We start from the raw sequence: 23,177 nt of genomic DNA on the forward strand, positions 1-23,177 counted from the left end.
GAATACAGGCAAAACTATGAACCAACAGCTATCTGTAAGCAAACGTGACGGCCGTAAAGAGTCACTCGATCTAGATAAGATCCATCGCGTAATCGCTTGGGCCGCAGAAGGTCTGAATAATGTGTCTGTCTCACAAGTTGAATTAAAATCACATATTCAATTTTATGATGGCATTCGCACCGACGACATTCATGAAACAATCATCAAAGCGGCAGCGGATCAAATCTCAAAAGATACGCCTGATTATCAATACCTAGCTGCTCGCTTAGCTGTATTCCACTTGCGTAAAAAAGCGTATGGCCAATTTGAGCCACCACGTTTATATGATCACATTACAAAATTAGTTGAAGACAAACGTTACGATCAGCATTTACTTGTCGACTACACAGAGCAAGAAATCGATGAGTTAGACTCATATATTGATCATAATCGTGATTTAAACTTCAGCTACGCTGCTGTAAAGCAACTTGAAGGTAAGTACCTAGTTCAAAACCGTGTTACTGGCGAAATTTACGAAAGTGCACAGTTTTTATATATTTTAGTTGCTGCAAGCTTATTCTCTGATTATCCAAAAGAGACACGTCTTGATTACATCAAGCGTTTTTATGATGCAGTGTCTACATTTAAGATTTCATTACCTACACCAATTATGGCCGGTGTTCGTACACCAACACGTCAATTCAGCTCATGTGTATTGATTGAATGTGGTGATAGCCTTGATTCTATTAATGCGACATCGTCTGCGATTGTTAAATATGTTTCGCAACGTGCTGGCATTGGTATTAACGCGGGCCGTATTCGTGCCCTTGGTAGCCCTATTCGCAATGGTGAAGCTTACCACACGGGTTGTATTCCGTTTTATAAACACTTCCAAACTGCTGTTAAAAGCTGTTCACAAGGTGGTGTTCGTGGCGGTGCAGCAACGTTGTTCTACCCACTTTGGCACTTAGAAGTTGAAAATCTTCTTGTCCTTAAGAACAACCGTGGTGTTGAAGACAACCGTGTACGTCATCTTGACTACGGTGTACAGTTCAACAAATTAATGTATAGCCGCTTAATCAAAGACGATTACATCACATTGTTCAGCCCGTCAGATGTACCGGGTCTATATGATGCATTCTTTGAAGATCAAGCGAAGTTTGATGAGCTATATGTTAAGTACGAACAAGACGAGTCAATTCGTAAAAAGCGTATTAAAGCCATTGAGTTATTCTCAATGTTTGCTCAAGAGCGTGCAAGCACAGGTCGTATTTACTTACAAAACGTTGACCACTGTAATACACACAGCCCGTTTATCTCGACTGTGGCGCCAATTCGTCAATCTAACCTATGTTTAGAAATCGCATTACCAACTAAGCCACTTAGCAATGTAATGGATGAAGAAGGTGAAATTGCACTTTGTACGCTATCTGCATTTAACTTAGGTGCGATTGAGTCGCTTGATGAGTTAGAAGAACTTGCTGAACTTGCAGTACGTGCCCTTGATAACTTACTTGATTTCCAAGACTATCCTGTTCCTGCGGCTAAAAACGCAACGATGGGTCGTCGTACGCTGGGTATAGGTGTAATTAACTTCGCATACTACCTTGCTAAAAACGGTAAACGTTATTCTGATGGTAGTGCTAATGCCCTAACTCACAAAACGTTTGAAGCAATTCAATATTACCTAATGAAAGCATCAAACGAGTTAGCGAAAGAACGCGGTGCGTGTCCTAAATTTAACGAGACAACGTATTCTCAAGGCATCATGCCGACAGATACTTACAAGCGTGACCTGGATCAGTTCTGTAATGAGCCACTTCATTTAGATTGGGATTCTTTACGTGCGAGCATTAAAGAGCACGGTATGCGTAACTCTACGCTATCTGCATTAATGCCATCAGAGACATCATCACAAATCTCTAACGCAACAAATGGTATTGAGCCACCACGTGGTCATATCAGCGTTAAAGCAAGTAAAGATGGTATCTTAAAGCAAGTAGTTCCAGATTATGAAAACCTGAAAGACAACTATGAGCTACTTTGGGATATTCCATCAAACGATGGTTACCTACAGCTTGTTGGTATTATGCAAAAATTCGTTGACCAAACGATTTCTGCAAACACTAATTATGATCCATCTAAGTACGAAGGCGGTAAAGTACCTATGAAGGTGCTATTAAAAGACCTACTGACTGCTTATAAACTTGGTGTGAAGACCTTGTACTACCACAACACACGTGACGGTGCATCGGATGCTCAAGATGAGCTAACACCAGAGGTAGAAGATGACGGTTGTGCAGGCGGCGCTTGTAAAATCTAATTAAATTAATAACATAACAAAAGCGGGCTCATTTGCCCGCTTTGTCCTGACTGTTTTTTGAGAAATCACTATGTCATATACAACTTTTAGCCGAAACCATAATAACCAATTACAAGAACCGATGTTTTTCGGCCAAACTGTAAACGTGTCACGTTACGACCAACAAAAGTACCCTATCTTCGAAAAGCTAATTGAAAAACAATTATCGTTCTTTTGGCGTCCTGAAGAAGTTGACGTAAGTAAAGACCGTCTTGACTTCCAAGCGTTACCGGACCACGAAAAACACATCTTTTTAAGCAACTTGAAATATCAAACCTTGCTAGATAGTGTGCAAGGTCGTTCACCTAACGTTGCGTTACTACCCATTGTGTCTATTCCTGAGCTTGAAACTTGGATTGAAACATGGGCGTTTAGTGAAACAATTCACAGCCGTTCATACACGCATATTATTCGTAACGTTACGCAGTCTCCTGAGCTTATCTTTGATGATATCGTCAGTAACGAGAAGATCAGTGAACGTGCTGATGCGGTTACCAAATACTACGATGATTTAATCAATATGATTTCTGTTTACAATCTATATGGTGAAGGTAAACATGTGATCAACGGTGAAGAAGTAAAAGTCAGCTTATTTGACCTTAAAAAGCAACTTTACCTAGCTATGATGTCAGTTAACATTCTAGAAGCTATTCGTTTCTATGTAAGCTTTGCTTGTTCATTCGCGTTCGCAGAGCGTGAACTAATGGAAGGTAATGCAAAAATCATCAAGCTAATTGCCCGTGATGAAGCGCTCCACTTATCTGGCACGCAACACATTCTAAATATCATGCAAGAAGGCAAAGACGACCCTGAAATGGCAATCGTTGCTGCACAATGCCGTGAAGAAGCGATTCAGATGTTTGTTGAAGCTGCTGAGCAAGAAAAAGATTGGGCTGAATACTTGTTTAAAGATGGTTCTATGATTGGCTTAAATAAAGATATCTTATGTCAATATGTTGAATACATCACAAATGCGCGTATGACAGCGGTTGGCTTACCTGCACAGTTCGAAAGTAAGAGTAACCCTATTCCATGGATCAACTCTTGGTTAGTATCAGACAACGTTCAAGTTGCTCCACAAGAAGCTGAAATTAGCTCTTACCTTGTAGGCCAAATTGATTCTCAGGTTGATGCATCAGATTTTGGTGACTTCGATCTGTAATGAGCACTAACACTACTGCAGAGGTTATCCTTGCAGGAACAGACAGCCAGAGTCTCGAATTTGATTCTGGCTGTTCATCTCTCCTTGAATGCCTAGAACAACACAAAATAGACGTCCCCTACCAATGCCGTGAAGGTTATTGTGGCGCATGCCGCGCTAAATTAGTCGAAGGTGATGTGAGTTATAACCAAGAACCACTTGCGTTTGTACGCTCAGGTGAAGTGTTGCTGTGTTGTAGTAAACCCAACGGTAAGGTAAAAATTGAGCTTTAATGCCACACAAGATCGTTTGTTTGGTAGAAGTTTTCTTTGTCTGAGACACTCACTGTTTGTTGATCTATCGTTACATCCCACTGTAAGTTTTTAGTCAAATGGCTCGCCAATTGCTCAATAAAGTTTCCATCAAAGGCAATTAAATGGCTATTATTTATCAGCTCTAATTGATGCTCATATTCTTGTAACCACTCATTATTTAGCGTAGTTACAACCCATAGTTCGTCAACACGTTTAGCAATTTTACTCAATATTGTAAAATCAGGTTCTCCAACTGCTAGCCACATTTCATAATGCTCATCAAGGGCTTTAATTGACACATCTGGCTCACTACTTTTAAGCCGTGCGTTCATGGTTGCCATTTTATTATGAGAAAATAAGCAGTAGCTTAAAAGCTTTAACACAAAATGTTCATAGCTTTCTTGCCTATCACATGCCGTGGTGAAAACCTCTTGGTGATTTCGCTGTTCGCGCAAATCTGCAATAGTAAAATTGGCTTTAAAAACACGATTCTTATCAGACATAACGAATGTCCATCTAACTGAAACATTCTAAGTATAGTTTACGGTGTAAAATTCGCGACTTAGTTAAAAGTTATAGTATAACGTTATTGCAGATAAAAAATTGCAGTGTTATATTATATCACAACACTCAACAACAAACTTAGAAGTAGTAATAATGAAGCAAATTTCAATTCTTTGTAGTGCTGTTGCCGCTGCGCTGTTCTCTCAATCAACAATGGCTGCTGTGATCACAGGTCAAGTATTAGATAAAAATCAGCAACCTATCAGTAACGCTGAAGTTCACGTTCATGGTAAGTCACAAAGCGTTGTGACCAATAAACAAGGCCAGTTTAAAATCGATGTGGATAATAAAGGCCAATTACACATCAGCAAAGATGATTTTATCGATAAACGTGTTGAAATTAATGGTGATAATCAAAATCTAGTTATTACTCTCACGCCAACATCTGTAGAAACAGTTGTTGTCTATGCTTCTGCGCTTCATAAAAATAGCCTTGAAATGATCTCACCCGTTAACGTATTGGCTGGTGATAATCTTAATAATAAGGCTAAGCCGACCCTAGGCGAAACACTAAAAGGCCTACCTGGTGTGAATGCTAGTTATTTTGGTCCAGTTTCATCAAGTCCAATCATTCGCGGCTTAGATGGTCCGCGTGTGAAAATCACTCAAAATGGCCTTGATAGCAGTGATGCATCACGTATAGGCCCAGATCACGCAACATCAAATGACAGCCTAGCCGCTGAACAAATTGAAGTGTTACGAGGCCCTGCTACCCTACTTTACGGCTCAGGTGCGATAGGTGGTGTAGTAAATGTTGTTGATAATCGTATTCCTACTGACAATATCGACACTTTAACAGGCGCTGCGCAATACACCCATGACACAGTATCAAACACCAATACTTATGCCGCAAAACTTGAAACCGGTAATGAAGGTTTCAACTTCCATTTTGATGGCACAAAGCGCAAAGGTCATGATTACAAAACGCCAACATTCGAGCTTCCTGAAGAGCATGACGAACATGAGGGTGAAGATCATGAAGAACACGAAACCGCTAACCGCGTAGAAAACACCTTTATCGATAGCCAAAATGTTAATTTTGGTACGAGTTATGTTGGCGACCACCTAACACTAGGTGTGTCATATGGTCGCATCGAAACAGATTACGGTATTCCCGCCCATGAACACCATCATCACGAAGAGCATGAAGAAGGTGAGCATCATGATGAACACGAAGGTGAAGAAGAACACGAAGAGTCTGTCTTCGCGCAATTAGAGCAAGATCGCTGGCAAGGTTACATGAGCTATGCGCTACATGATAACTGGATTGAAAATATCTCACTACGTGTGGGTTACACAGACTATAAACATGCCGAAATTGAAGATGGTGCAGTTGGCACTGTGTTTTCTAACAAAACCACTGAAGCACGTGCAACCGTTGAACATAAATTAGGCCTTTGGCACGGTATGGCTGGCTACCACTACACAGAATCAGACTACGATGCTGATGGTGAAGAAGCCTTTACACCAGCAAGTGTAACTAAAACCAATGCACTATTCATGCTTGAAGAGCGTCAATTTGGTGATGTAACCGTTGAATTAGGCGCACGTATTGAGGATTACCAAATTGACTCGGCTGTTAGTATGGCAGAGCACCATCATGATCACGCTCATGAAGAGGAAGAAGGTCACGATGACGAAGAAGCAGAAATCATCAATTACAGCGAAGATTTCACAAATCTAAGTATTTCTGCAGGTGCAATCTGGCAATATCAAGAAGGCCAAAGTGTTGCGCTTAGCGTATCTCGTTCAGAGCGCGCGCCTCTTAGTGCTGAACTACTTTCAAATGGTGTACACATTGCAACTGGCACATATGAGTTAGGCCTTGGTTATCATATCGAAGACGGCGAAATACACTTTGAGCCTGAAGATATCGATCAAGAAACTGCAACCAACTTTGATTTAAGTTTCCGCCGCTTTATTGGTGACTTTGGTTACACCGTTAACTTTTTCTACAACGACATTGAAAACTACTATTACCAGCAAAGTACTGGGCTCGTATTCCATGAAGAGCACGGTTTAGAGTCAGCAGCAGAGGCTGACGAAGACGCAATGGCGGTGTATCAATTTGCAAGTAAAGATGCAAAACTTTACGGTATTGAGTTTGACGTCCACTACCAAGTGTCACCTAGCACATTGGTTAAAGTGTTTGGTGATTCAACAACTGCTAAATTAAAAGATGGCGAAGGTTACCTACCACGTATTCCAGCAAACAAACTTGGTTCTGAACTACAGTATACTGTTGGCGGTTGGCAATTTAGCCTAGCTGGCACTCATTATTTTGAGCAGTCAGATATTACCGCTTATGAGACAAAAACTGACGGTTATACCCTGTTTGACGCATCGGCAAATTACCAACTTGATTTAGGCCCTGTCGATACGCAGCTGTACATTAATGCTGATAACTTAACGGATGAACTAGGTTTCGTTCACAGTTCATTTATTAAAGAAAAAGCACCACTACCTGGTCGCAACTTTAGCTTAGGTATTCGCGGCTATTTTTAATCACTTTTAATAGTTATAAAAAAACCCTTTCATTTTTAAAATGAAAGGGTTTTTTATTAAGCTTAGAAACTTAAACAATTAGTTAAAAGTTTAGCCCTTTTGTTCAATCTTTGCCCATGAATCACGAAGACCCACAGTTTGATTAAATACTAGTGAGTCGGCTTTGTTATCACGACAGAAATAGCCCATGCGTTCAAACTGGAAGCCCTGCTCTGCTTGTGCATTAGCAAGAGACGGTTCAAGTTTCGCGTTAGCAAGCACCACGAGTGATTCTGGATTTAGCGTTGCATTGAAGTCTTCAGCAGCAGCTGGGTTTGGTACGTTAAATAAACGGTCGTATAAACGTACTTCAGCGGTGATTGACTCACTGGCTGATACCCAATGGATTACACCTTTAACTTTACGGCCATCGCTTGGGTTTTTACCTAGCGTTTCTGGATCGTAAGAACAGAAAATAGTGGTGATTTCACCGTTCTCGTCTTTTTCAACACGCTCAGCTTTAATTACATAAGCACCACGTAAACGTACTTCTTTATCAAGTACTAAACGTTTGAACTTATTATTTGCTTCTTCACGGAAGTCTTCACGTTCGATATAAATCTCACGCGTGAAAGGCACAACACGACGGCCCATCTCTTCTTTATTCGGGTGATTGGCAACTGATAAAGTCTCTACTTTATCTGCATCATAGTTTTCGATAACAATCTTCACCGGATCAAGAACAGCCATTGCACGTGGTGCATGTTCATTTAGGTCTTCACGGATACATGCTTCTAGCATACCCATTTCAACCATGTTTTCTTGTTTAGTGATACCGATACGCGAGCAGAACTCACGCACTGACGCAGGTGTGTATCCTCGACGACGTAAACCAGCAATCGTTGGCATACGTGGGTCGTCCCAGCCTTCAACATGACCATTAACCACTAAGTCGTTTAATTTACGCTTAGACATAATGGTGTATTCAAGGTTTAATCGTGAAAACTCGATTTGCTGTGGGTGACACTCAAGGCTGATGTTATCTAATACCCAATCGTATAAACGACGGTTATCTTGGAACTCAAGCGTACATAATGAATGCGTGATACCTTCTAGTGCATCTGAAATACAGTGCGTGAAGTCGTACATTGGGTAAATACACCACTTATCACCTGTTTGGTGGTGGTGAGCAAAACGTACACGGTATAAAATCGGATCACGCAATACCATGAATGAACTTGCCATATCGATTTTAGCACGCAGTACACACTCGCCTTCTTTGAATTCGCCATTACGCATTTTTTCAAATAGCGCTAGGTTTTCTTCTACTGGCGTATCACGGTACGGGCTATTTTTACCTGGCTCTTTTAAAGTACCACGGTATTCACGTGCTTGATCTGGCGATAAGAAACACACATACGCAAGGCCTTTTTCGATAAGCTCAACAGCATAGCCGTATAACGCATCGAAATAGTTAGATGAATACTTAATTTCACCATCCCACTGAAAACCTAACCACTGCACATCTTCTTTAATTGAATTTACGTAATTGATGTCTTCTTTTTCTGGATTCGTATCATCAAAACGTAAGTTACAAAGACCTTGATAATCTTGGGCAATACCAAAATTTAAACAGATAGACTTTGCATGACCAATGTGTAAAAAACCGTTTGGTTCAGGTGGAAAACGCGTGTGTGTAGTCGCATGCTTACCGCTTGCGAGATCTTCGTCGATACGCGTTCTAATAAAGTTACTTGGGCGATTCTCAATTTCCGCCATAGGAGCATAATCCTCAAAATATTGCATGGTGACAAAACTAATGCATTATTACAAAAACAAACCCTAACATACAGTAGTTGAGCCATGTTTATTGAAGATAATAAGCCGATTATTGAATACATTGTTTACAGACGCTGCAAAATCGGTAAAAAAATTGTTCTAACGCAATAAAATGATCATTGACTAGCGATATAGTGCCGTCAGTTTCACTACCAATAAGGAAAAAAGATGGCTTCGCTCAATCAACATAGAGTCTATATTCCAAGCTCTGCGCGTGCTAACCAGTATGTGCTAGTTGAGTTTAAACCTACTGATGAGTTTTTTGCTCAGTTTAGTAATGTAAGCTGTGCTTATAAGCGTCTTGCAAGGGAGTTATTTGCACTATGTGATGAATATGAACTGCACAATGTACATCTGATCGCTAACGATAAGTTACCTGTCGTTCGTTACCATGATGAGGCATATAGTTTAGAAACCGCTAAGCAGATTTTATTTTTCTATAACCCACAATACCACGAAGCACATAATGTGTTTGCCGCTGATGAAGTAAAATGCAAAAAAATTCGTTTATTATTTTTGGCTACAGGTGAAGATATTCGTGCTAATGCAGCAAGTTTTCACCATAACGTACAGCGCGTAATAAACTCATTACAAGAAAAGCTATTAAGCGGCCAACCTCCACTTAAAATTCGCGATCACCAGCATCTTACTTATGATTTATTTGCTAAAGCAAAAGGTCACAAAGAAAGCTATGGCTATAAATTGCGTAGCTTATATCCACGCTATCAATCTCGCCAATGTCATTTACCAACACAGCACAGTGAGATGACTTATGCTGGGTTTTCTATTCCAGTAACCCGCGCGATTAAAACGCAATTTCAACATATGTTGAATGAAGAGAATTACACGCAATTTTATCAATATATTTTTGATGCATTTAAACGAGCTTGCGAAAAACGAGCGCTAACCCTTGGTGCTTTTATCGCTAATGGTACCCGCCCTATTGTTCGTAATAGCAATATTGATAACGCACAAAGTAACAGTGAACTGCAAAAGCTAACCTTTGATTGCAGCTCAGAGCAAGTGCAATTACAACATTATTGGGATGCAAATCAACTTGTTGATTCTCTACATTTTGTGATTGCCGCAGCCGATAAAGACAAGCATGACATTGGTTATGGTAAGTTTATGAATCAAGTGCAAAGCGCAATTAATGAAGTAACTGACGAGCTGGCCTTTAATCCAACGCGCCAAGATTTACGTGTGCGCTTTTATCAGCACATTAACTATGAGTATTAATTAAATACAATATATAGAATTAGAGGTGACGCACATGCGTCACCTTTTTTATAGCAATCCACTCAGTTGTACTATCAACGGTTTTTACTTAGTTTAGTAAGGTCCAGTCGCAGCACTTTAGAACGGCGCTCATAGTTATACAGTGCCTTTTTCTTCGCCGGTAACTCATCAACGGTCACCAATTCAAAGCTTTGTTCTAAAAACCAATGAATACTGCGTGTGGTTAAAGCGAATAAATGCGAGTAACCAGCACGTTTGGCTTTATTAATAATAAAACGCAGTAGGTAACTCCCTCTATCTGCATCTCGGTATTGTGGATGAACAGCCAGACTTGCAAACTCCCCCACTTGTTCTTCAGCAAATGGGTATAAAGCGGCACAGGCGATAATTAAACCATCACGCTCAATGACAGTAAATTGCTCTATTTCTATCTCAAGCTGCTCTCTAGAGCGCCTAACTAAATAGCCCTGCTCTTCAAGCGGTCTGATCAGATTAATAATCCCGGTAATATCAGATATTGTTGCACTACGTAACTGTTCAGAGCTTTGCGGCGCGATTTGCGTACCAATGCCATCTAATGAGAAAAGCTCTTGTAATAATGCGCCATCTTCTTTGTAACTAACTAAATGACAACGATGTACGCCGCCACGACATGCATCAATGGCCGCTTGTAAGAATACCGTTGCACTTAAACATGAATCAGGTTGATTACGGTAGTTTGCTAAGACAGATTCTGCCTCATTTGGCATAAGCTCGGCAATTGCTTCACCGTTTTCATCCAAGATACCGGCCTCTTTACAAAAACCAAGCATTTTGTCAGCGCGCAGTTTTAATGCAACCTGAGTGGCAATTTCTTCAGCAGTTAAATTAAAACTTTCACCTGTCACTGAGGCGGCAATCGGACCAAGTAGTACGATACTGTTATTGTTTAATTGATGACGAATCCCTTCAACATCAATACGTCTTACACGGCCTGAGTGATGATAATCAATGCCATCGTCAACTCCTAAAGGCTGAGCGATAACAAAATTACCGCTGACCACATTCAAGTATGAGCCGGTCATAGGAGTACTACTTAGCGAGGTCGATAAACGTGCAGTAATATCGAACTGCATTGCACCCGCAACTTTCTTTATTACATCAAAAGTCGCGTTATCAGTAACACGTATTTCATTATGAAACTGACTAGTTATGCCAAATTCTTGCAGTGCCGCATTGAACTGTGGCCTTGCACCAAACACTAAAACAATTTTGATACCTAAGCTCGTTAATAATGCAACATCATTAATGATGCTACGACAACCTGGCTGATCAATTGCTTCTCCGCCGAGCATTACAACGAAAGTTTTACCTCGGTGAGCATTAACATAAGGAGTTGACTGGCGAAATCCATCTACCAATTCTGTGGTACGCACGTGATATTTACCTTTTTTAATAACAGCGTTTTATATAAAAACAAATAAACAAGGTATCAGTGTATGGAATTTTTATTCACAAATAAAGCATTATTATTCTTAATTTGCAGCTAGAATTTTCGTGCACAAACTAGGAAACTCTCAGATACAAAAAAGGCCCGCATAAGCGAGCCTTTTCTAAGAGATTAAAACTGATTACCAGCCTGTTTTCTCTTTAAGTGCAGCACCGATGTCAGCTAGTGAACGTACAGTTTTTACGCCAGCAGCTTCTAATGCAGCAAATTTCTCATCAGCAGTACCTTTACCACCTGCGATGATTGCACCTGCGTGACCCATGCGCTTACCTGGAGGAGCCGTAACACCTGCAATGTAAGAAACAACTGGTTTAGTCACGTTGTGCTTGATGTATTCTGCAGCTTCTTCTTCTGCAGTACCACCGATTTCACCGATCATTACGATTGCTTCAGTTTGCTCGTCTTTTTCGAACATTTCTAAAACGTCGATGAAGTTAGTGCCAGGGATTGGGTCACCACCGATACCAACACATGTTGATTGGCCGAAACCAGCGTCAGTAGTTTGTTTAACCGCTTCGTAAGTTAAAGTACCAGAACGTGATACGATACCTACTTTACCAGGCTTGTGGATGTGACCAGGCATGATACCGATCTTCGTTTCACCCGGAGTGATAACACCTGGGCAGTTAGGACCGATCATACGAACACCAGTTTGCTCAAGCTTAACTTTAACGTCAACCATGTCTAGTGTTGGGATACCTTCAGTGATACAAACGATAAGCTCGATGCCAGCATCGATAGCTTCTAAGATTGCATCTTTACAGAAAGGTGCTGGTACATAGATAACTGATGCAGTTGCGCCAGTTGCTTCAACAGCGTCACGTACTGTGTTGAATACTGGAAGACCAAGGTGCGTTTGACCGCCTTTACCTGGGCTTACACCACCAACCATTTGTGTACCGTACTCAAGCGCTTGCTCAGAGTGGAAAGTACCTTGGCCACCTGTGAAACCTTGACAGATAACTTTTGTATCTTTATTGATTAATACAGACATTATTTGCCCTCCGCAGCAGCAACAACTTTTTCAGCTGCGTCTGTTAGTGATTCAGCAGCGATGATGTTAAGGTCAGAATTAGCAAGTACTTCACGACCTAGTTCAGCGTTAGTACCTTCTAAACGTACTACTACAGGAACGTTTACGCCTACTTCTTTAACTGCGCCAATGATACCTTCAGCGATCATGTCACAACGTACGATACCACCAAAGATGTTAACTAAAACAGCTTTAACGTTGTCGTCAGATAAGATGATCTTGAATGCTTCAGATACACGCTCTTTAGTAGCACCACCACCAACATCTAGGAAGTTAGCTGGCTTACCACCGTGTAGGTTTACGATGTCCATAGTACCCATTGCAAGGCCTGCACCGTTAACCATACAACCAACGTTACCGTCTAGTGCAACGTAGTTAAGCTCGAAGCTTGCAGCGTGAGCTTCACGTGCATCTTCTTGTGAAGGATCGTGCATTTCACGGATTTTAGGTTGACGGTAAAGCGCGTTACCATCTACACCGATTTTACCGTCTAGACAGTGAAGGTTACCTTCGTCTGTAATTACTAGCGGGTTGATTTCTAATAGTGCGAAATCGAAATCGTTGAACATGTTAGCAAGACCCATGAAGATCTTAACGAACTGTTTCATTTGAGTAGGGTTTAAACCTAGTTTGAAGCCTAATTCACGAGCTTGGTATGCTTGTGGACCAACTAGTGGATCGATCTCAGCTTTGTGAATTAGTTCTGGAGTTTCTTCTGCAACTTGCTCGATTTCAACACCACCTTCAGTAGATGCCATGAAAACAACTTTACGAGAAGCACGATCTACTACAGCGCCAAGGTATAATTCGTTAGCGATGTCAGTGCAGCTTTCTACAAGGATTTTAGCTACTGGCTGACCATTTTCGTCTGTTTGGTAAGTAACTAAGTTTTTACCTAACCAGTTCGCAGCGAACTCTTTTACTTCGTCGATTGTTTTAACTAGCTTAACACCGCCAGCTTTACCACGGCCACCTGCGTGAACCTGTGTTTTAACAACCCACATATCACCGCCGATTTTCTCAGCAGCTGCTGCAGCTTCTTCAGGTGTATCGCAAGCGAAACCTTGAGAAACTGGTAAACCATATTCGGCAAAAAGTTGTTTTGCCTGATACTCATGCAAATTCATGATGCTTTATCCAATTTTTTATACTAAAAGAGCTGAATATTTATGCAAAATAAACAGCTATCCCAAATTGCGCACTTAGTATAAATCCCAAGGCTCCACATGAAAACCCCAGTTAGACCAAAGGCGCAAAAAAAAAGCTGTGAACAGGGTTCACAGCTTAGTTTTTATACAACCAGATTAAACATCTAGTAGTAAACGAGTTGGATCTTCAAGTAACTCTTTAATTGTTACTAGGAAGCCTACTGATTCTTTACCATCGATTTGGCGGTGATCGTAAGATAACGCTAAATACATCATTGGTAAGATTTCAACTTTACCGTTAACAGCCATTGGGCGATCTTGGATTTTATGCATACCCAAGATTGAAGACTGTGGCAAGTTGATGATAGGTGTAGAAAGTAATGAACCGAATACACCACCGTTAGTAATTGTGAAGTTGCCACCAGTCATATCTTCGATAGATAGTTTACCGTCACGACCTTTAAGTGCTAATTCACGGATACCTTTTTCGATTTCTGCCACTGATAGCTTGTCACAGTCTTTAAGAACTGGTGTAACAAGACCACGTGGAGTTGAAACCGCAATGCTGATGTCGAAGTAGTTATGATAAACGATATCATCACCATCGATAGATGCATTCACCTCAGGGAAACGCTTAAGTGCTTCAGTAACTGCTTTCACGTAGAAAGACATGAAACCTAAACGGATACCATGACGCTTTTCGAACACTTCTTGATACTGCTTACGAAGATCCATGATTGGCTTCATGTTAACTTCGTTGAATGTAGTTAACATTGCAGTTGAGTTTTTCGCTTCAAGAAGACGATTAGCGATAGTTTTACGTAAACGTGTCATAGGAACACGTTTTTGTGTACGGTCACCCATAGGTGCTGCTGGTGCTGCTTCAGCTTTTGGTGCTGCTGCAGGTGCTTTTAAGAATGTATCAACATCTTCTTTAGTCACACGGCCGTTTTTGCCTGTGCCTTTGATTTTAGATGCATCAAGACCTTTCTCAGCGATTAAACGACGAACTGATGGTGTTAACACATCAGAGCTATCATTTGATTCGCTTGCAGTAGCCTCTTCAGCTTTTGCTGCAGGTGCTTTAGCTGGTGCTGCGCCCGCTTTAACTGTACCAATTACTTGCTCACCAAGTACTGTTTCGCCTTCAGCGTGAATGTGCTCACCCATGATACCGTCTTCTTGAGCAACCACTTCAAGAACAACTTTATCAGTTTCGATATCAACTAGGTTTTGATCGCGAGTTACCGCTTCACCTGGTTGAACATGCCAAGTAGCAATTGTCGCGTCTGCGACTGATTCTGGAAGTACAGGTACTTTAATGTCCACTTCTTTACCTTCTGATGCTGGTGCTGATTGCGCCTCTGGCGCGTCTTCTGATTTTGCTGGTGCAGATTCTTTGGCAGAGTCGTCACTTGCTGGTGCAGCATCTGCATCACCAAGTAATGCAATTACTTGCTCGCCAAGTACCGTTGCACCTTCTTCTTGTGAAATTTCAGTGATTACACCATCGTTTGGTGCAACAACTTCTAAAACAACTTTATCTGTTTCGATATCAACCAAGTTTTGGTCGCGGCTTACTTTGTCGCCAACACTTACGTGCCATGTTGCAACAGTAGCATCAGCAACCGACTCAGGAAGTACAGGAACTTTAATTTCTGTGCTCATTGCTTATCCTTTCTTTTCAATAGTAAGCGCGTCTGCAACGAGCGCTTGTTGTTCTTTATTATGCACTGACATGTAACCACACGCTGGTGATGCTGATGCTTTACGACCTGCATAAGTTAATTTAGCACCTTCAGGAATTGCATCAACAAAATGATGTTGAGAACAATACCATGCACCTTGGTTTTGCGGCTCTTCTTGACACCAAACAAAATCTTTAACGTGTTGGTAACGTTGCATGATTGTATCCATCTCAGCGTGTGGGAATGGATATAATTGTTCTACACGAACAATAGCAATGTTATTTAATTCTTGTTTACGACGCTCTTGTAGTAACTCGTAATAAACTTTACCACTACAGAATACAACGCGTTCTACTTTATCTGCTGCAATATCATCGATTTCATCGATCATATTGTGGAACACACCTTCAGATAATTCTTCAAGTGTTGAAGTTGCCAGCGGATGACGAAGTAGTGACTTAGGTGTCATTACAATCAATGGACGACGTAAAGGACGTACAGATTGACGTCGAAGCATTGCATAAACTTGCGCTGGTGTTGAAGGCACACACACTTGCATATTGTGATCAGCACACAATTGTAAGAAACGCTCAAGACGTGCTGAGCTATGCTCTGGGCCTTGACCTTCATAACCATGTGGAAGTAAACATGTAAGACCACATAAACGGCCCCACTTTTGTTCACCTGAACTTAAGAATTGGTCAAATACAACTTGTGCACCATTAGCGAAGTCACCAAATTGTGCTTCCCACATTACAAGTGAAGTTGGTTCAGCTGTTGCGTAACCATATTCGAATGCAAGTACCGCTTCTTCAGAAAGTACTGAGTCGTATACTTCAAATGAACCTTGTTTTTCGCTGATGTTTTGCAGCGGCAAGTAGGTTGATGCATCTTTTTGGTTATGGATAACAGCATGACGGTGGAAGAAAGTACCACGACCTGAGTCTTGACCTGTTAAACGGATATCTGTGCCCGCATCAACAAGTGAAGCATAAGCTAGCGTTTCTGCCATACCCCAATCAAGTGGTTTTTCACCTGATGCCATTAGCTTACGGTCGTCGTAAATTTTCTTAACACGCGACTGAGCTTTGTGGCTCTCTGGGTAGCTTGATACTTTTTCACCAAGTTCTTTTAGTTTTTCAACAGAAAGTTTTGCATCGTACTCAACATCCCAATCGTGACCAACGAATTTAGCCCAATCTGAAGAGTGAGATGTTTCTGGTTGAATTTCTTCAACAACACAGTTACCGCCATCAAGACCGTTACGGTACTCATCAGCAAGTGCTTTGACTTCATCTTCTGTAAATGAACCTTCAGACACAAGTTGGTCAGCATAAATTAGGCGTGGAACTGGGTGTTTTTTGATTTTCTGGTACATAAGTGGTTGAGTCGCATTCGGCTCATCCGCTTCGTTATGACCATGACGGCGATAACATACTAAATCAATTACAACGTCACGTTTGAATTGGTTTCTGAAATCAAGTGCGATTTGAGTAACAAATGCTACCGCTTCTGGATCGTCAGAATTAACGTGGAAAATAGGTGCCTGAACCATTTTCGCAATGTCAGTACAGTATGGTGTAGAACGAACATCCGCTTGTTTTGACGTTGTAAAACCAACTTGGTTGTTTACCACGATACGGATACTACCACCACAACTAAATGCATTAGTTTGCGATAAGTTAAATGTTTCTTGAACAACACCTTGACCTGCGATTGCAGAGTCACCGTGAATAGTAATTGGTAATGCTTTAATACCTGACTTATCACCTAAACGGTCTAAACGAGCGCGTACCGAACCCATAACTACTGGGTTAACGATTTCAAGGTGAGATGGGTTAAACGCAAGTGCCATATGCACGTTGCCACCCTTTGTAGCGAAGTCAGATGAATAACCCATGTGATATTTAACATCACCTGAGCTTAAAGTATCTTTGTGTTTACCAGCGAACTCATCGAATAATTCTGATGGGTTTTTACCTAAAACGTTCACTAGTACGTTCAAGCGACCGCGGTGAGCCATACCAATAACAGCTTCTTTTTGTCCGCTTTCACCTGCACGATGAATTAGTTCTTTAAGCATTGGTACCAACGCATCACCACCTTCAAGTGAGAAACGTTTTGCACCAGGGAACTTAGCCCCTAAATATTTTTCAAGGCCATCTGCAGCTGTTAATCCTTTAAGGATACGTAGCTTTTCTTCTTTAGAGAACGTTGGACGTGATTGCACTGATTCTAAACGCTGTTGTAACCAACGTTTTTCTTCAGTTGAAGTGATGTGCATATACTCTGCACCAACTGACCCACAATACGTGGTCTTAAGTGCTTGGTATAGCTCACCTAAAGGCATGGTGTCGCGACCTACGGCAAACGAACCCACATTGAATTCACGGTCAAAATCAGCTTCAGATAAATCGTGGTATTCAAGTTCAAGATCTCGAACTCGTTCGCGTTCCCAGATACCTAATGGATCTAGGTTAGCATTTTGGTGACCACGGAAACGGAAAGCATTAATAAGTTGTAGCACTTTGACCTGTTTAGGATCGCCAGAGCCACCCTCTGCTACCACTACTTCTCTATGCTTGTTTTTAGCAAGCTCCGCAAATTGTGAACGAACCTCTGAATGTTTTACGTCAACATCCACACCATCTACTTTTGGTAATTGTTCGAACACTTCTCGCCATTCTTCTGGCACAGAAGTCGCATCATCTAAGTACGCTTCATAAAGCTCTTCTACGTAAGCAACGTTTCCGCCGTTTAAGTGAGAAGATTCTAGCCATGCCTTCATCACACCTTCGTGCATTTATAAGCCCTTTTCTTTAGCGCAGAAATTAATTGTTGTAAAAACAAGGTGGTTAATCACTTAACCACCTTACATATTCAAGCTTTAAACAGCGCGGTTTAAAAGCATTGATTTGATTTGTCCAATTGCTTTAGTCGGATTAAGACCTTTAGGACACACGCTAACACAGTTCATAATACTGTGACAACGGAACACGCTGAACGCATCGTCAAGATCTGCAAGACGCTCTTCAGTCGCTGTATCGCGGCTATCAGCCAAGAAACGATACGCATGAAGAAGACCCGCAGGACCGATGAACTTGTCTGGATTCCACCAGAACGAAGGACACGATGTAGAACAACATGCACATAAAATACACTCATATAAGCCATCTAACTTATCACGTTCTTCGATAGATTGAAGACGCTCACCCGCCGCTGGCGTGTCATTAATTAGATAAGGCTTAACTTTTTCGTATTGAGTGTAGAACTGACTCATGTCAATAACAAGGTCACGTACCACAGGTAAACCAGGTAATGGACGAATTACGATTTTACCCTTGCCACCTTTAAGTAGCGTTGATAAAGGAGTAATACATGCTAAACCGTTTTTACCATTCATGTTGATACCGTCAGAACCACACACACCTTCACGGCATGAACGACGGAATGATAATGTTGGATCTTGCTCTTTTAATTTCATTAGAGCATCCAATACCATCATATCTTGGCCTTCTTGCGTTTCTAGCGTGAAGTCCTGCATACGTGGTGCATTATCAACATCTGGATTGTAACGATAAACGGAAAATTGTACTTGTGCCATCGTCTCGCTCCTAGTATGTACGTGCTTTAGGTGGGAAAGCTTCACGCAGTTTCGGCGCGTAGTTTACTTCACGTTTTGTCATTTCATCTGTAACTGGGTTAAAGATAGAATGACATAACCAGTTATCGTCATCACGATCTGGGAAGTCAAAACGAGAATGTGCACCACGGCTTTCTGTACGGAAGTTTGCAGCTACTGCAGTTGAGTAAGCTGTTTCCATTAAGTTGTCTAACTCTAGACATTCGATACGTGCAGTGTTGAACTCTGTTGACTTGTCGTCAAGACGAGCGTACTGCAGACGTTCACGAATTTCTTTAAGCTCTTTAAGACCTGTAGCCATTGCATCACCTTCACGGAATACCGAGAAGTTAAGCTGCATACACATTTGTAGGTCTTTCTTGATTTGAACTGGGTCTTCACCTTGGCCAGCTTTAGAGCTTTCCCAACGGTTGAAACGCGCAAGTGATGCTTCAAGGTCTGATTCAGACGCATCTTTACCTGCTTCAACACCATTTAGGTATTTACCTAAGAAGTTACCAGCTGCACGGCCGAACACAACTAAGTCAAGAAGTGAGTTACCACCTAGGCGGTTAGCACCGTGTACAGATACACAGGCAATTTCACCCACAGCGAATAAACCTTCAACTACTTTCTCTTGACCATTTGCATCGATTTGTAATGCTTGACCATTTACGTTAGTTGGTACACCACCCATCATGTAGTGACATGTTGGAATTACTGGAATTGGTTCTTTAGCCGGGTCAACGTGTGCGAATGTTTTCGCAAGGTCACATACACCAGGAAGACGTAAATTAAGCGTCTCTTCACCTAAGTGGTCAAGTTTAAGCTTGATATGTGGACCGTAAGGACCATCGCAACCACGACCTTCACGGATCTCTGTCATCATTGAACGAGCAACAACGTCACGAGATGCTAAGTCTTTAGCATTTGGCGCGTAACGTTCCATGAAGCGTTCGCCGTCTTTGTTAAGAAGGTAACCACCTTCACCACGACAACCTTCAGTTACTAGTACACCAGCGCCTGCGATACCTGTTGGGTGGAATTGCCACATTTCCATATCTTGCAATGCAACACCAGCACGGGTTGCCATACCAACGCCGTCACCTGTATTGATGTGTGCGTTAGTTGTTGATGCGTAGATACGACCTGCACCACCTGTTGCTAAAACAACGGCTTTTGATTTGAAGTAAACAACTTGGCCTGATTCAATGTCGATTGCTGTACAACCAACAACATGACCATCGCTGTTTTTAACTAAATCTAGTGCATACCACTCTGAAAATACGTTTGTTTTGTTTTTAACGTTTTGCTGGTAAAGACAGTGTAACAGTGCGTGACCAGTACGGTCAGCTGCTGCTGCAGTACGTGCTGCTTGTTCACCACCAAAGTTTTTCGACTGACCGCCGAAAGGACGTTGATAAACACGGCCATTTTCAAAACGAGAAAATGGTAAGCCCATGTTTTCTAATTCAGTAATAGCTTCTGGGCCTGTTTTACACATATATTCGATAGCGTCTTGGTCACCGATAAAATCAGAACCTTTAACAGTATCGTACATGTGCCATTCCCAGTTATCTTCATGCGAGTTACCTAACGCAACAGTAATGCCGCCTTGTGCTGACACAGTGTGAGAACGTGTAGGGAAAACTTTAGAGATAAGTGCACAGGTTTTGCCTGATTCAGTAATAGCAAGTGCTGCGCGCATACCCGCGCCGCCTGCACCAATTACTACTGCGTCAAATTCACGAACAGAATAATTCACTTAAACACCCCATAAAACGATTAGACCAATTGCTACGTAAGCAACGGCCATAAGGTTTAATACAAAGCCTAAAACAGCACGTAATTTCGCATTTTTGACATAGTCAGTTAGAACTTGCCAAAGACCGATACGGGTGTGAACCATAATGCAAACAAGGGCAATTAGTGTAAACCCTTTCATTGCTAGATTAGAGAATAGGCCTTGCCAGGCTTCAAAAGTGACTTCTGGTGTACATAAAAAATAGCCGATAATAAAAATCGCATAAGCGCTGATTATTAATGCTGTTGTACGAAGTGATACAAAATCTTGTACACCATCACGTTTAAGAGTTGCTTGATTTAAAACCATATCCACACTCCTGCTAGAATTGCAGCTACAACACCTAAAGCCATCGCAACTTTAGCGCTGAAGTTACCTGATTCAAGTTCTTCCCAGTGACCCATATCCATAATGATGTGACGAACACCACCGATTAGGTGATATGCCAACACAGAAATGGTACCCCACGCTATGAATTTGGCAATGAATCCGCTGAACAGACCCTTGACGAATTCAAAACCTTCTGGAGAAGAAAGAGACTCAGACCAAGCCCAAATGACAAACGTTAAAGCAAAAAATAGTGCCACACCGGTGACGCGGTGAAGAATTGATGCTTTAGCCGTTGCCGGCATAGATATAGTTGTTAGATCTAGATTTACAGGTCTTTGCTTTTTCACAGTTACTTGCCCATCTTGCCCACTTAGGAGCTCATCTACTTGTTTTTCTAAACCCATCAAAATGAATTTCGATGGAACTATCTAAGTAAACCGTGTTGATACACAAAAAGTTCACACTTATGCAAAACTTAAATGTAAAAATAAAGTTTACCTACAGACAATACGGTATAAAACCTTGGATAGTATATATAGCCAAAGGTCTTTTTACAATTCTTGTTTAGTAAGAGTCGTTTGCGAATTAGCCAATGGTATAATATTTAATCCTGGCAGAATATTTATTATCCATTTATGCATAATGTTTATAAAAATTGACTTTACACCCCTCTTTCACGTTAAAATGAAAAGAATGTGCTTAAACAGATTCAGAACATAACAATCAGAGTTGTTATCTTAATAGGAGATAAATAGATGGCGGATAATAAAGCCACGGTCCATATTGATGGTCTTGATCCAATCGAACTTCCAATTTACCAAGGCACTGCTGGCCAAGACGTAATCGACGTACGTACGTTAGGTTCTCATGGCTACTTCACTTACGACCCAGGTTTCATGTCGACCGGTTCTTGTGAATCTTCAATCACTTATATCGACGGCGGTAAAGGTGTATTACTACACCGTGGTTACCCAATTGAGCAACTAGCTGATGAGTCTAACTACATCGAAGTTTGCTACTTACTGTTAAACGGCGAATTACCAACTAAAGAACAATACGATGAGTTTGCAAAAGAAATCACGCATAGCACTATGCTTGATACTAAAATCGCAAACTTCTTCCAAGGTTTCCGTTTTGATGCTCACCCTATGGCGATGCTATGTGGTGTTGTAGGTGCTTTATCTTCTTTCTATCACGAAGATTTAGACATCACTGATGCGACACAACGTAAAACTAGTGCAATCAAACTAATTGCTAAGTTACCAACAATCGCTGCTATGGCTTACAAATACAACGTAGGTCAACCGTTTGTACACCCGCGTAACGACTTAAGCTTTGCTGAAAACTTCTTACACATGATGTTCTCAGTACCTGCTGAAGAATATAAAGTTAGCCCTGTTCTTGCTAAAGCAATGGATAAAATCTTCATGCTTCACGCTGACCACGAGCAAAACGCTTCAACGTCAACTGTACGTTTAGCTGGTTCATCAGGTGCAAACCCTTACGCGTGTATCGCGGCTGGTATCGCATCTTTATGGGGTCCTGCACACGGTGGTGCTAACGAAGCATGTCTTAACATGTTAGAAGAAATCGGTTCAGTAGACCGTATCGACGAATACGTTGCTAAAGCAAAAGATAAGTCAGATCCATTCCGTCTTATGGGCTTCGGTCACCGTGTATACAAAAACTTCGATCCACGTGCGACAGTAATGCGTCAAACATGTCACGAAGTACTAGCTGAGTTAAATATTCAAGATCCACTTCTTGATATCGCAATGAAGCTTGAGCAAATTGCACTAGAAGACCCATACTTCGTTGAGAAGAAACTTTACCCTAACGTAGACTTCTACTCAGGTATCATCTTAAAAGCTATCGGTATTCCAACAAGCATGTTCACTGTAATCTTTGCAATGTCACGTACTGTTGGTTGGATCTCTCACTGGGATGAGATGCTTTCTCAACCTGGTCACAAGATCAGCCGTCCTCGTCAGTTATACACTGGTGAAACTTCACGCGATTACGTACCAACAGACAAGCGTTAATACGAATTTGCGTTTAAAAAAGGCCGCTATGCGGCCTTTTTTGTTGCCCTGCACTTGTCTATTTGTGCAAAGTAATTAAAATCGTCGCATTCTCGTAGC

General features: G+C 41.4%; 17 protein-coding genes. 6 read left to right on the plus strand and 11 right to left on the minus strand.

Going from position 1 to position 23,177, the window contains the following annotated elements:
* Positions 1–16 precede the first annotated feature (16 nt).
* From nrdA to yfaE, 3 genes are all read left to right on the plus strand, one after another.
* The gene (gene nrdA, locus AAEU31_RS08965; protein WP_135924729.1) at positions 17–2,302 is read left to right on the plus strand and encodes a class 1a ribonucleoside-diphosphate reductase subunit alpha; all 2,286 of its coding nucleotides are present in this window, start codon (positions 17–19) and stop codon (positions 2,300–2,302) included.
* A gap of 70 nt (positions 2,303–2,372) precedes the next feature.
* Positions 2,373–3,503, plus strand: coding sequence for a class Ia ribonucleoside-diphosphate reductase subunit beta (gene nrdB, locus AAEU31_RS08970; protein WP_130051426.1), 1,131 nt, complete (start codon positions 2,373–2,375; stop codon positions 3,501–3,503).
* On the plus strand, positions 3,503–3,775 hold the full coding sequence (gene yfaE, locus AAEU31_RS08975) for a class I ribonucleotide reductase maintenance protein YfaE (RefSeq protein ID WP_235382756.1): 273 nt from the start codon (positions 3,503–3,505) through the stop codon (positions 3,773–3,775). The genes nrdB and yfaE overlap by 1 nt, the downstream gene beginning before the upstream one ends.
* Here yfaE and AAEU31_RS08980 read toward each other — a convergent pair.
* Positions 3,772–4,299, minus strand: coding sequence for a YaeQ family protein (locus tag AAEU31_RS08980; protein WP_135924734.1), 528 nt, complete (start codon positions 4,297–4,299; stop codon positions 3,772–3,774). The genes yfaE and AAEU31_RS08980 overlap by 4 nt on opposite strands.
* Before the next feature lie 154 nt (positions 4,300–4,453).
* On the opposite strand from AAEU31_RS08980, the gene AAEU31_RS08985 reads away from it, so the two are divergent.
* Complete coding sequence (locus AAEU31_RS08985; RefSeq protein ID WP_421967034.1) at positions 4,454–6,865, plus strand: TonB-dependent receptor; 2,412 nt, start codon at positions 4,454–4,456, stop codon at positions 6,863–6,865.
* Between the two features lie 90 nt (positions 6,866–6,955).
* On the opposite strand, the gene glnS is transcribed toward AAEU31_RS08985, so the two are convergent.
* Positions 6,956–8,623: a glutamine--tRNA ligase gene (gene glnS, locus AAEU31_RS08990; protein WP_421967035.1), complete on the minus strand. Its 1,668-nt coding sequence runs from the start codon at positions 8,621–8,623 to the stop codon at positions 6,956–6,958.
* Positions 8,624–8,851: 228 nt separating this feature from the next.
* Between glnS and AAEU31_RS08995 the strand changes: the two genes are divergently transcribed.
* A complete protein-coding gene (locus AAEU31_RS08995) occupies positions 8,852–9,922 on the plus strand; it encodes a DUF3083 family protein (protein ID WP_199526439.1) in 1,071 nt (356 codons plus the stop codon).
* 74 nt (positions 9,923–9,996) lie between these two features.
* On the opposite strand, the gene argA is transcribed toward AAEU31_RS08995, so the two are convergent.
* The 9 genes from argA to sdhC all read right to left on the minus strand — a co-directional run bounded on the left by argA (position 9,997) and on the right by sdhC (position 21,383).
* Entirely contained in the window at positions 9,997–11,337 is a 1,341-nt protein-coding gene (gene argA, locus AAEU31_RS09000; protein ID WP_421967036.1) for an amino-acid N-acetyltransferase, read from the minus strand.
* A 195-nt stretch (positions 11,338–11,532) separates the two neighbouring features.
* On the minus strand, positions 11,533–12,405 hold the full coding sequence (gene sucD, locus AAEU31_RS09005) for a succinate--CoA ligase subunit alpha (RefSeq protein WP_036968616.1): 873 nt from the start codon (positions 12,403–12,405) through the stop codon (positions 11,533–11,535).
* Positions 12,405–13,571, minus strand: coding sequence for an ADP-forming succinate--CoA ligase subunit beta (sucC, locus tag AAEU31_RS09010; RefSeq protein WP_135924747.1), 1,167 nt, complete (start codon positions 13,569–13,571; stop codon positions 12,405–12,407). Before sucC ends, sucD begins: the two co-directional genes overlap by 1 nt.
* A 177-nt stretch (positions 13,572–13,748) precedes the next feature.
* The gene (gene odhB, locus AAEU31_RS09015) at positions 13,749–15,260 is read right to left on the minus strand and encodes a 2-oxoglutarate dehydrogenase complex dihydrolipoyllysine-residue succinyltransferase (RefSeq protein WP_135924749.1); all 1,512 of its coding nucleotides are present in this window, start codon (positions 15,258–15,260) and stop codon (positions 13,749–13,751) included.
* A 3-nt stretch (positions 15,261–15,263) separates the two neighbouring features.
* Positions 15,264–18,083 carry a 2-oxoglutarate dehydrogenase E1 component gene (locus AAEU31_RS09020; RefSeq protein WP_135924751.1) on the minus strand — a complete coding sequence of 940 codons (2,820 nt, stop codon included), beginning with the start codon at positions 18,081–18,083 and terminating at the stop codon, positions 15,264–15,266.
* 84 nt (positions 18,084–18,167) lie between these two features.
* Positions 18,168–18,884: a succinate dehydrogenase iron-sulfur subunit gene (locus AAEU31_RS09025; RefSeq protein ID WP_199526437.1), complete on the minus strand. Its 717-nt coding sequence runs from the start codon at positions 18,882–18,884 to the stop codon at positions 18,168–18,170.
* A 10-nt stretch (positions 18,885–18,894) separates the two neighbouring features.
* Entirely contained in the window at positions 18,895–20,667 is a 1,773-nt protein-coding gene (gene sdhA, locus AAEU31_RS09030; protein ID WP_135924757.1) for a succinate dehydrogenase flavoprotein subunit, read from the minus strand.
* Complete coding sequence (sdhD, locus tag AAEU31_RS09035; protein ID WP_135924759.1) at positions 20,668–21,015, minus strand: succinate dehydrogenase, hydrophobic membrane anchor protein; 348 nt, start codon at positions 21,013–21,015, stop codon at positions 20,668–20,670.
* Positions 21,006–21,383: a succinate dehydrogenase, cytochrome b556 subunit gene (sdhC, locus tag AAEU31_RS09040; RefSeq protein ID WP_075593614.1), complete on the minus strand. Its 378-nt coding sequence runs from the start codon at positions 21,381–21,383 to the stop codon at positions 21,006–21,008. Before sdhC ends, sdhD begins: the two co-directional genes overlap by 10 nt.
* Positions 21,384–21,791: 408 nt before the next feature.
* On the opposite strand from sdhC, the gene AAEU31_RS09045 reads away from it, so the two are divergent.
* The gene (locus tag AAEU31_RS09045; RefSeq protein ID WP_135924762.1) at positions 21,792–23,078 is read left to right on the plus strand and encodes a citrate synthase; all 1,287 of its coding nucleotides are present in this window, start codon (positions 21,792–21,794) and stop codon (positions 23,076–23,078) included.
* The last annotated feature ends 99 nt before the right edge of the window (positions 23,079–23,177 follow it).

The organism is Pseudoalteromonas thalassia, from assembly GCF_049257215.1.
In the GTDB taxonomy this organism is placed as follows: Bacteria; Pseudomonadota; Gammaproteobacteria; order Enterobacterales; family Alteromonadaceae; genus Pseudoalteromonas; species Pseudoalteromonas lipolytica_C.

What these genes read in the sequence shown, in the direction of transcription:
- sucC (WP_135924747.1), bottom strand. Translation starts at nt 13,571, where the DNA reads ATGAATTTGCATGAGTATCAGGCAAAACAACTTTTTGCCGAATATGGT.
- yfaE (WP_235382756.1), top strand. Translation starts at nt 3,503, where the DNA reads ATGAGCACTAACACTACTGCAGAGGTTATCCTTGCAGGAACAGACAGC.
- AAEU31_RS09020 (WP_135924751.1), bottom strand. Translation starts at nt 18,083, where the DNA reads ATGCACGAAGGTGTGATGAAGGCATGGCTAGAATCTTCTCACTTAAAC.
- sucD (WP_036968616.1), bottom strand. Translation starts at nt 12,405, where the DNA reads ATGTCTGTATTAATCAATAAAGATACAAAAGTTATCTGTCAAGGTTTC.
- nrdA (WP_135924729.1), top strand. Translation starts at nt 17, where the DNA reads ATGAACCAACAGCTATCTGTAAGCAAACGTGACGGCCGTAAAGAGTCA.
- nrdB (WP_130051426.1), top strand. Translation starts at nt 2,373, where the DNA reads ATGTCATATACAACTTTTAGCCGAAACCATAATAACCAATTACAAGAA.
- AAEU31_RS08985 (WP_421967034.1), top strand. Translation starts at nt 4,454, where the DNA reads ATGAAGCAAATTTCAATTCTTTGTAGTGCTGTTGCCGCTGCGCTGTTC.
- glnS (WP_421967035.1), bottom strand. Translation starts at nt 8,623, where the DNA reads ATGGCGGAAATTGAGAATCGCCCAAGTAACTTTATTAGAACGCGTATC.
- AAEU31_RS09045 (WP_135924762.1), top strand. Translation starts at nt 21,792, where the DNA reads ATGGCGGATAATAAAGCCACGGTCCATATTGATGGTCTTGATCCAATC.
- AAEU31_RS08980 (WP_135924734.1), bottom strand. Translation starts at nt 4,299, where the DNA reads ATGTCTGATAAGAATCGTGTTTTTAAAGCCAATTTTACTATTGCAGAT.
- AAEU31_RS08995 (WP_199526439.1), top strand. Translation starts at nt 8,852, where the DNA reads ATGGCTTCGCTCAATCAACATAGAGTCTATATTCCAAGCTCTGCGCGT.
- odhB (WP_135924749.1), bottom strand. Translation starts at nt 15,260, where the DNA reads ATGAGCACAGAAATTAAAGTTCCTGTACTTCCTGAGTCGGTTGCTGAT.
- sdhD (WP_135924759.1), bottom strand. Translation starts at nt 21,015, where the DNA reads ATGGTTTTAAATCAAGCAACTCTTAAACGTGATGGTGTACAAGATTTT.
- AAEU31_RS09025 (WP_199526437.1), bottom strand. Translation starts at nt 18,884, where the DNA reads ATGGCACAAGTACAATTTTCCGTTTATCGTTACAATCCAGATGTTGAT.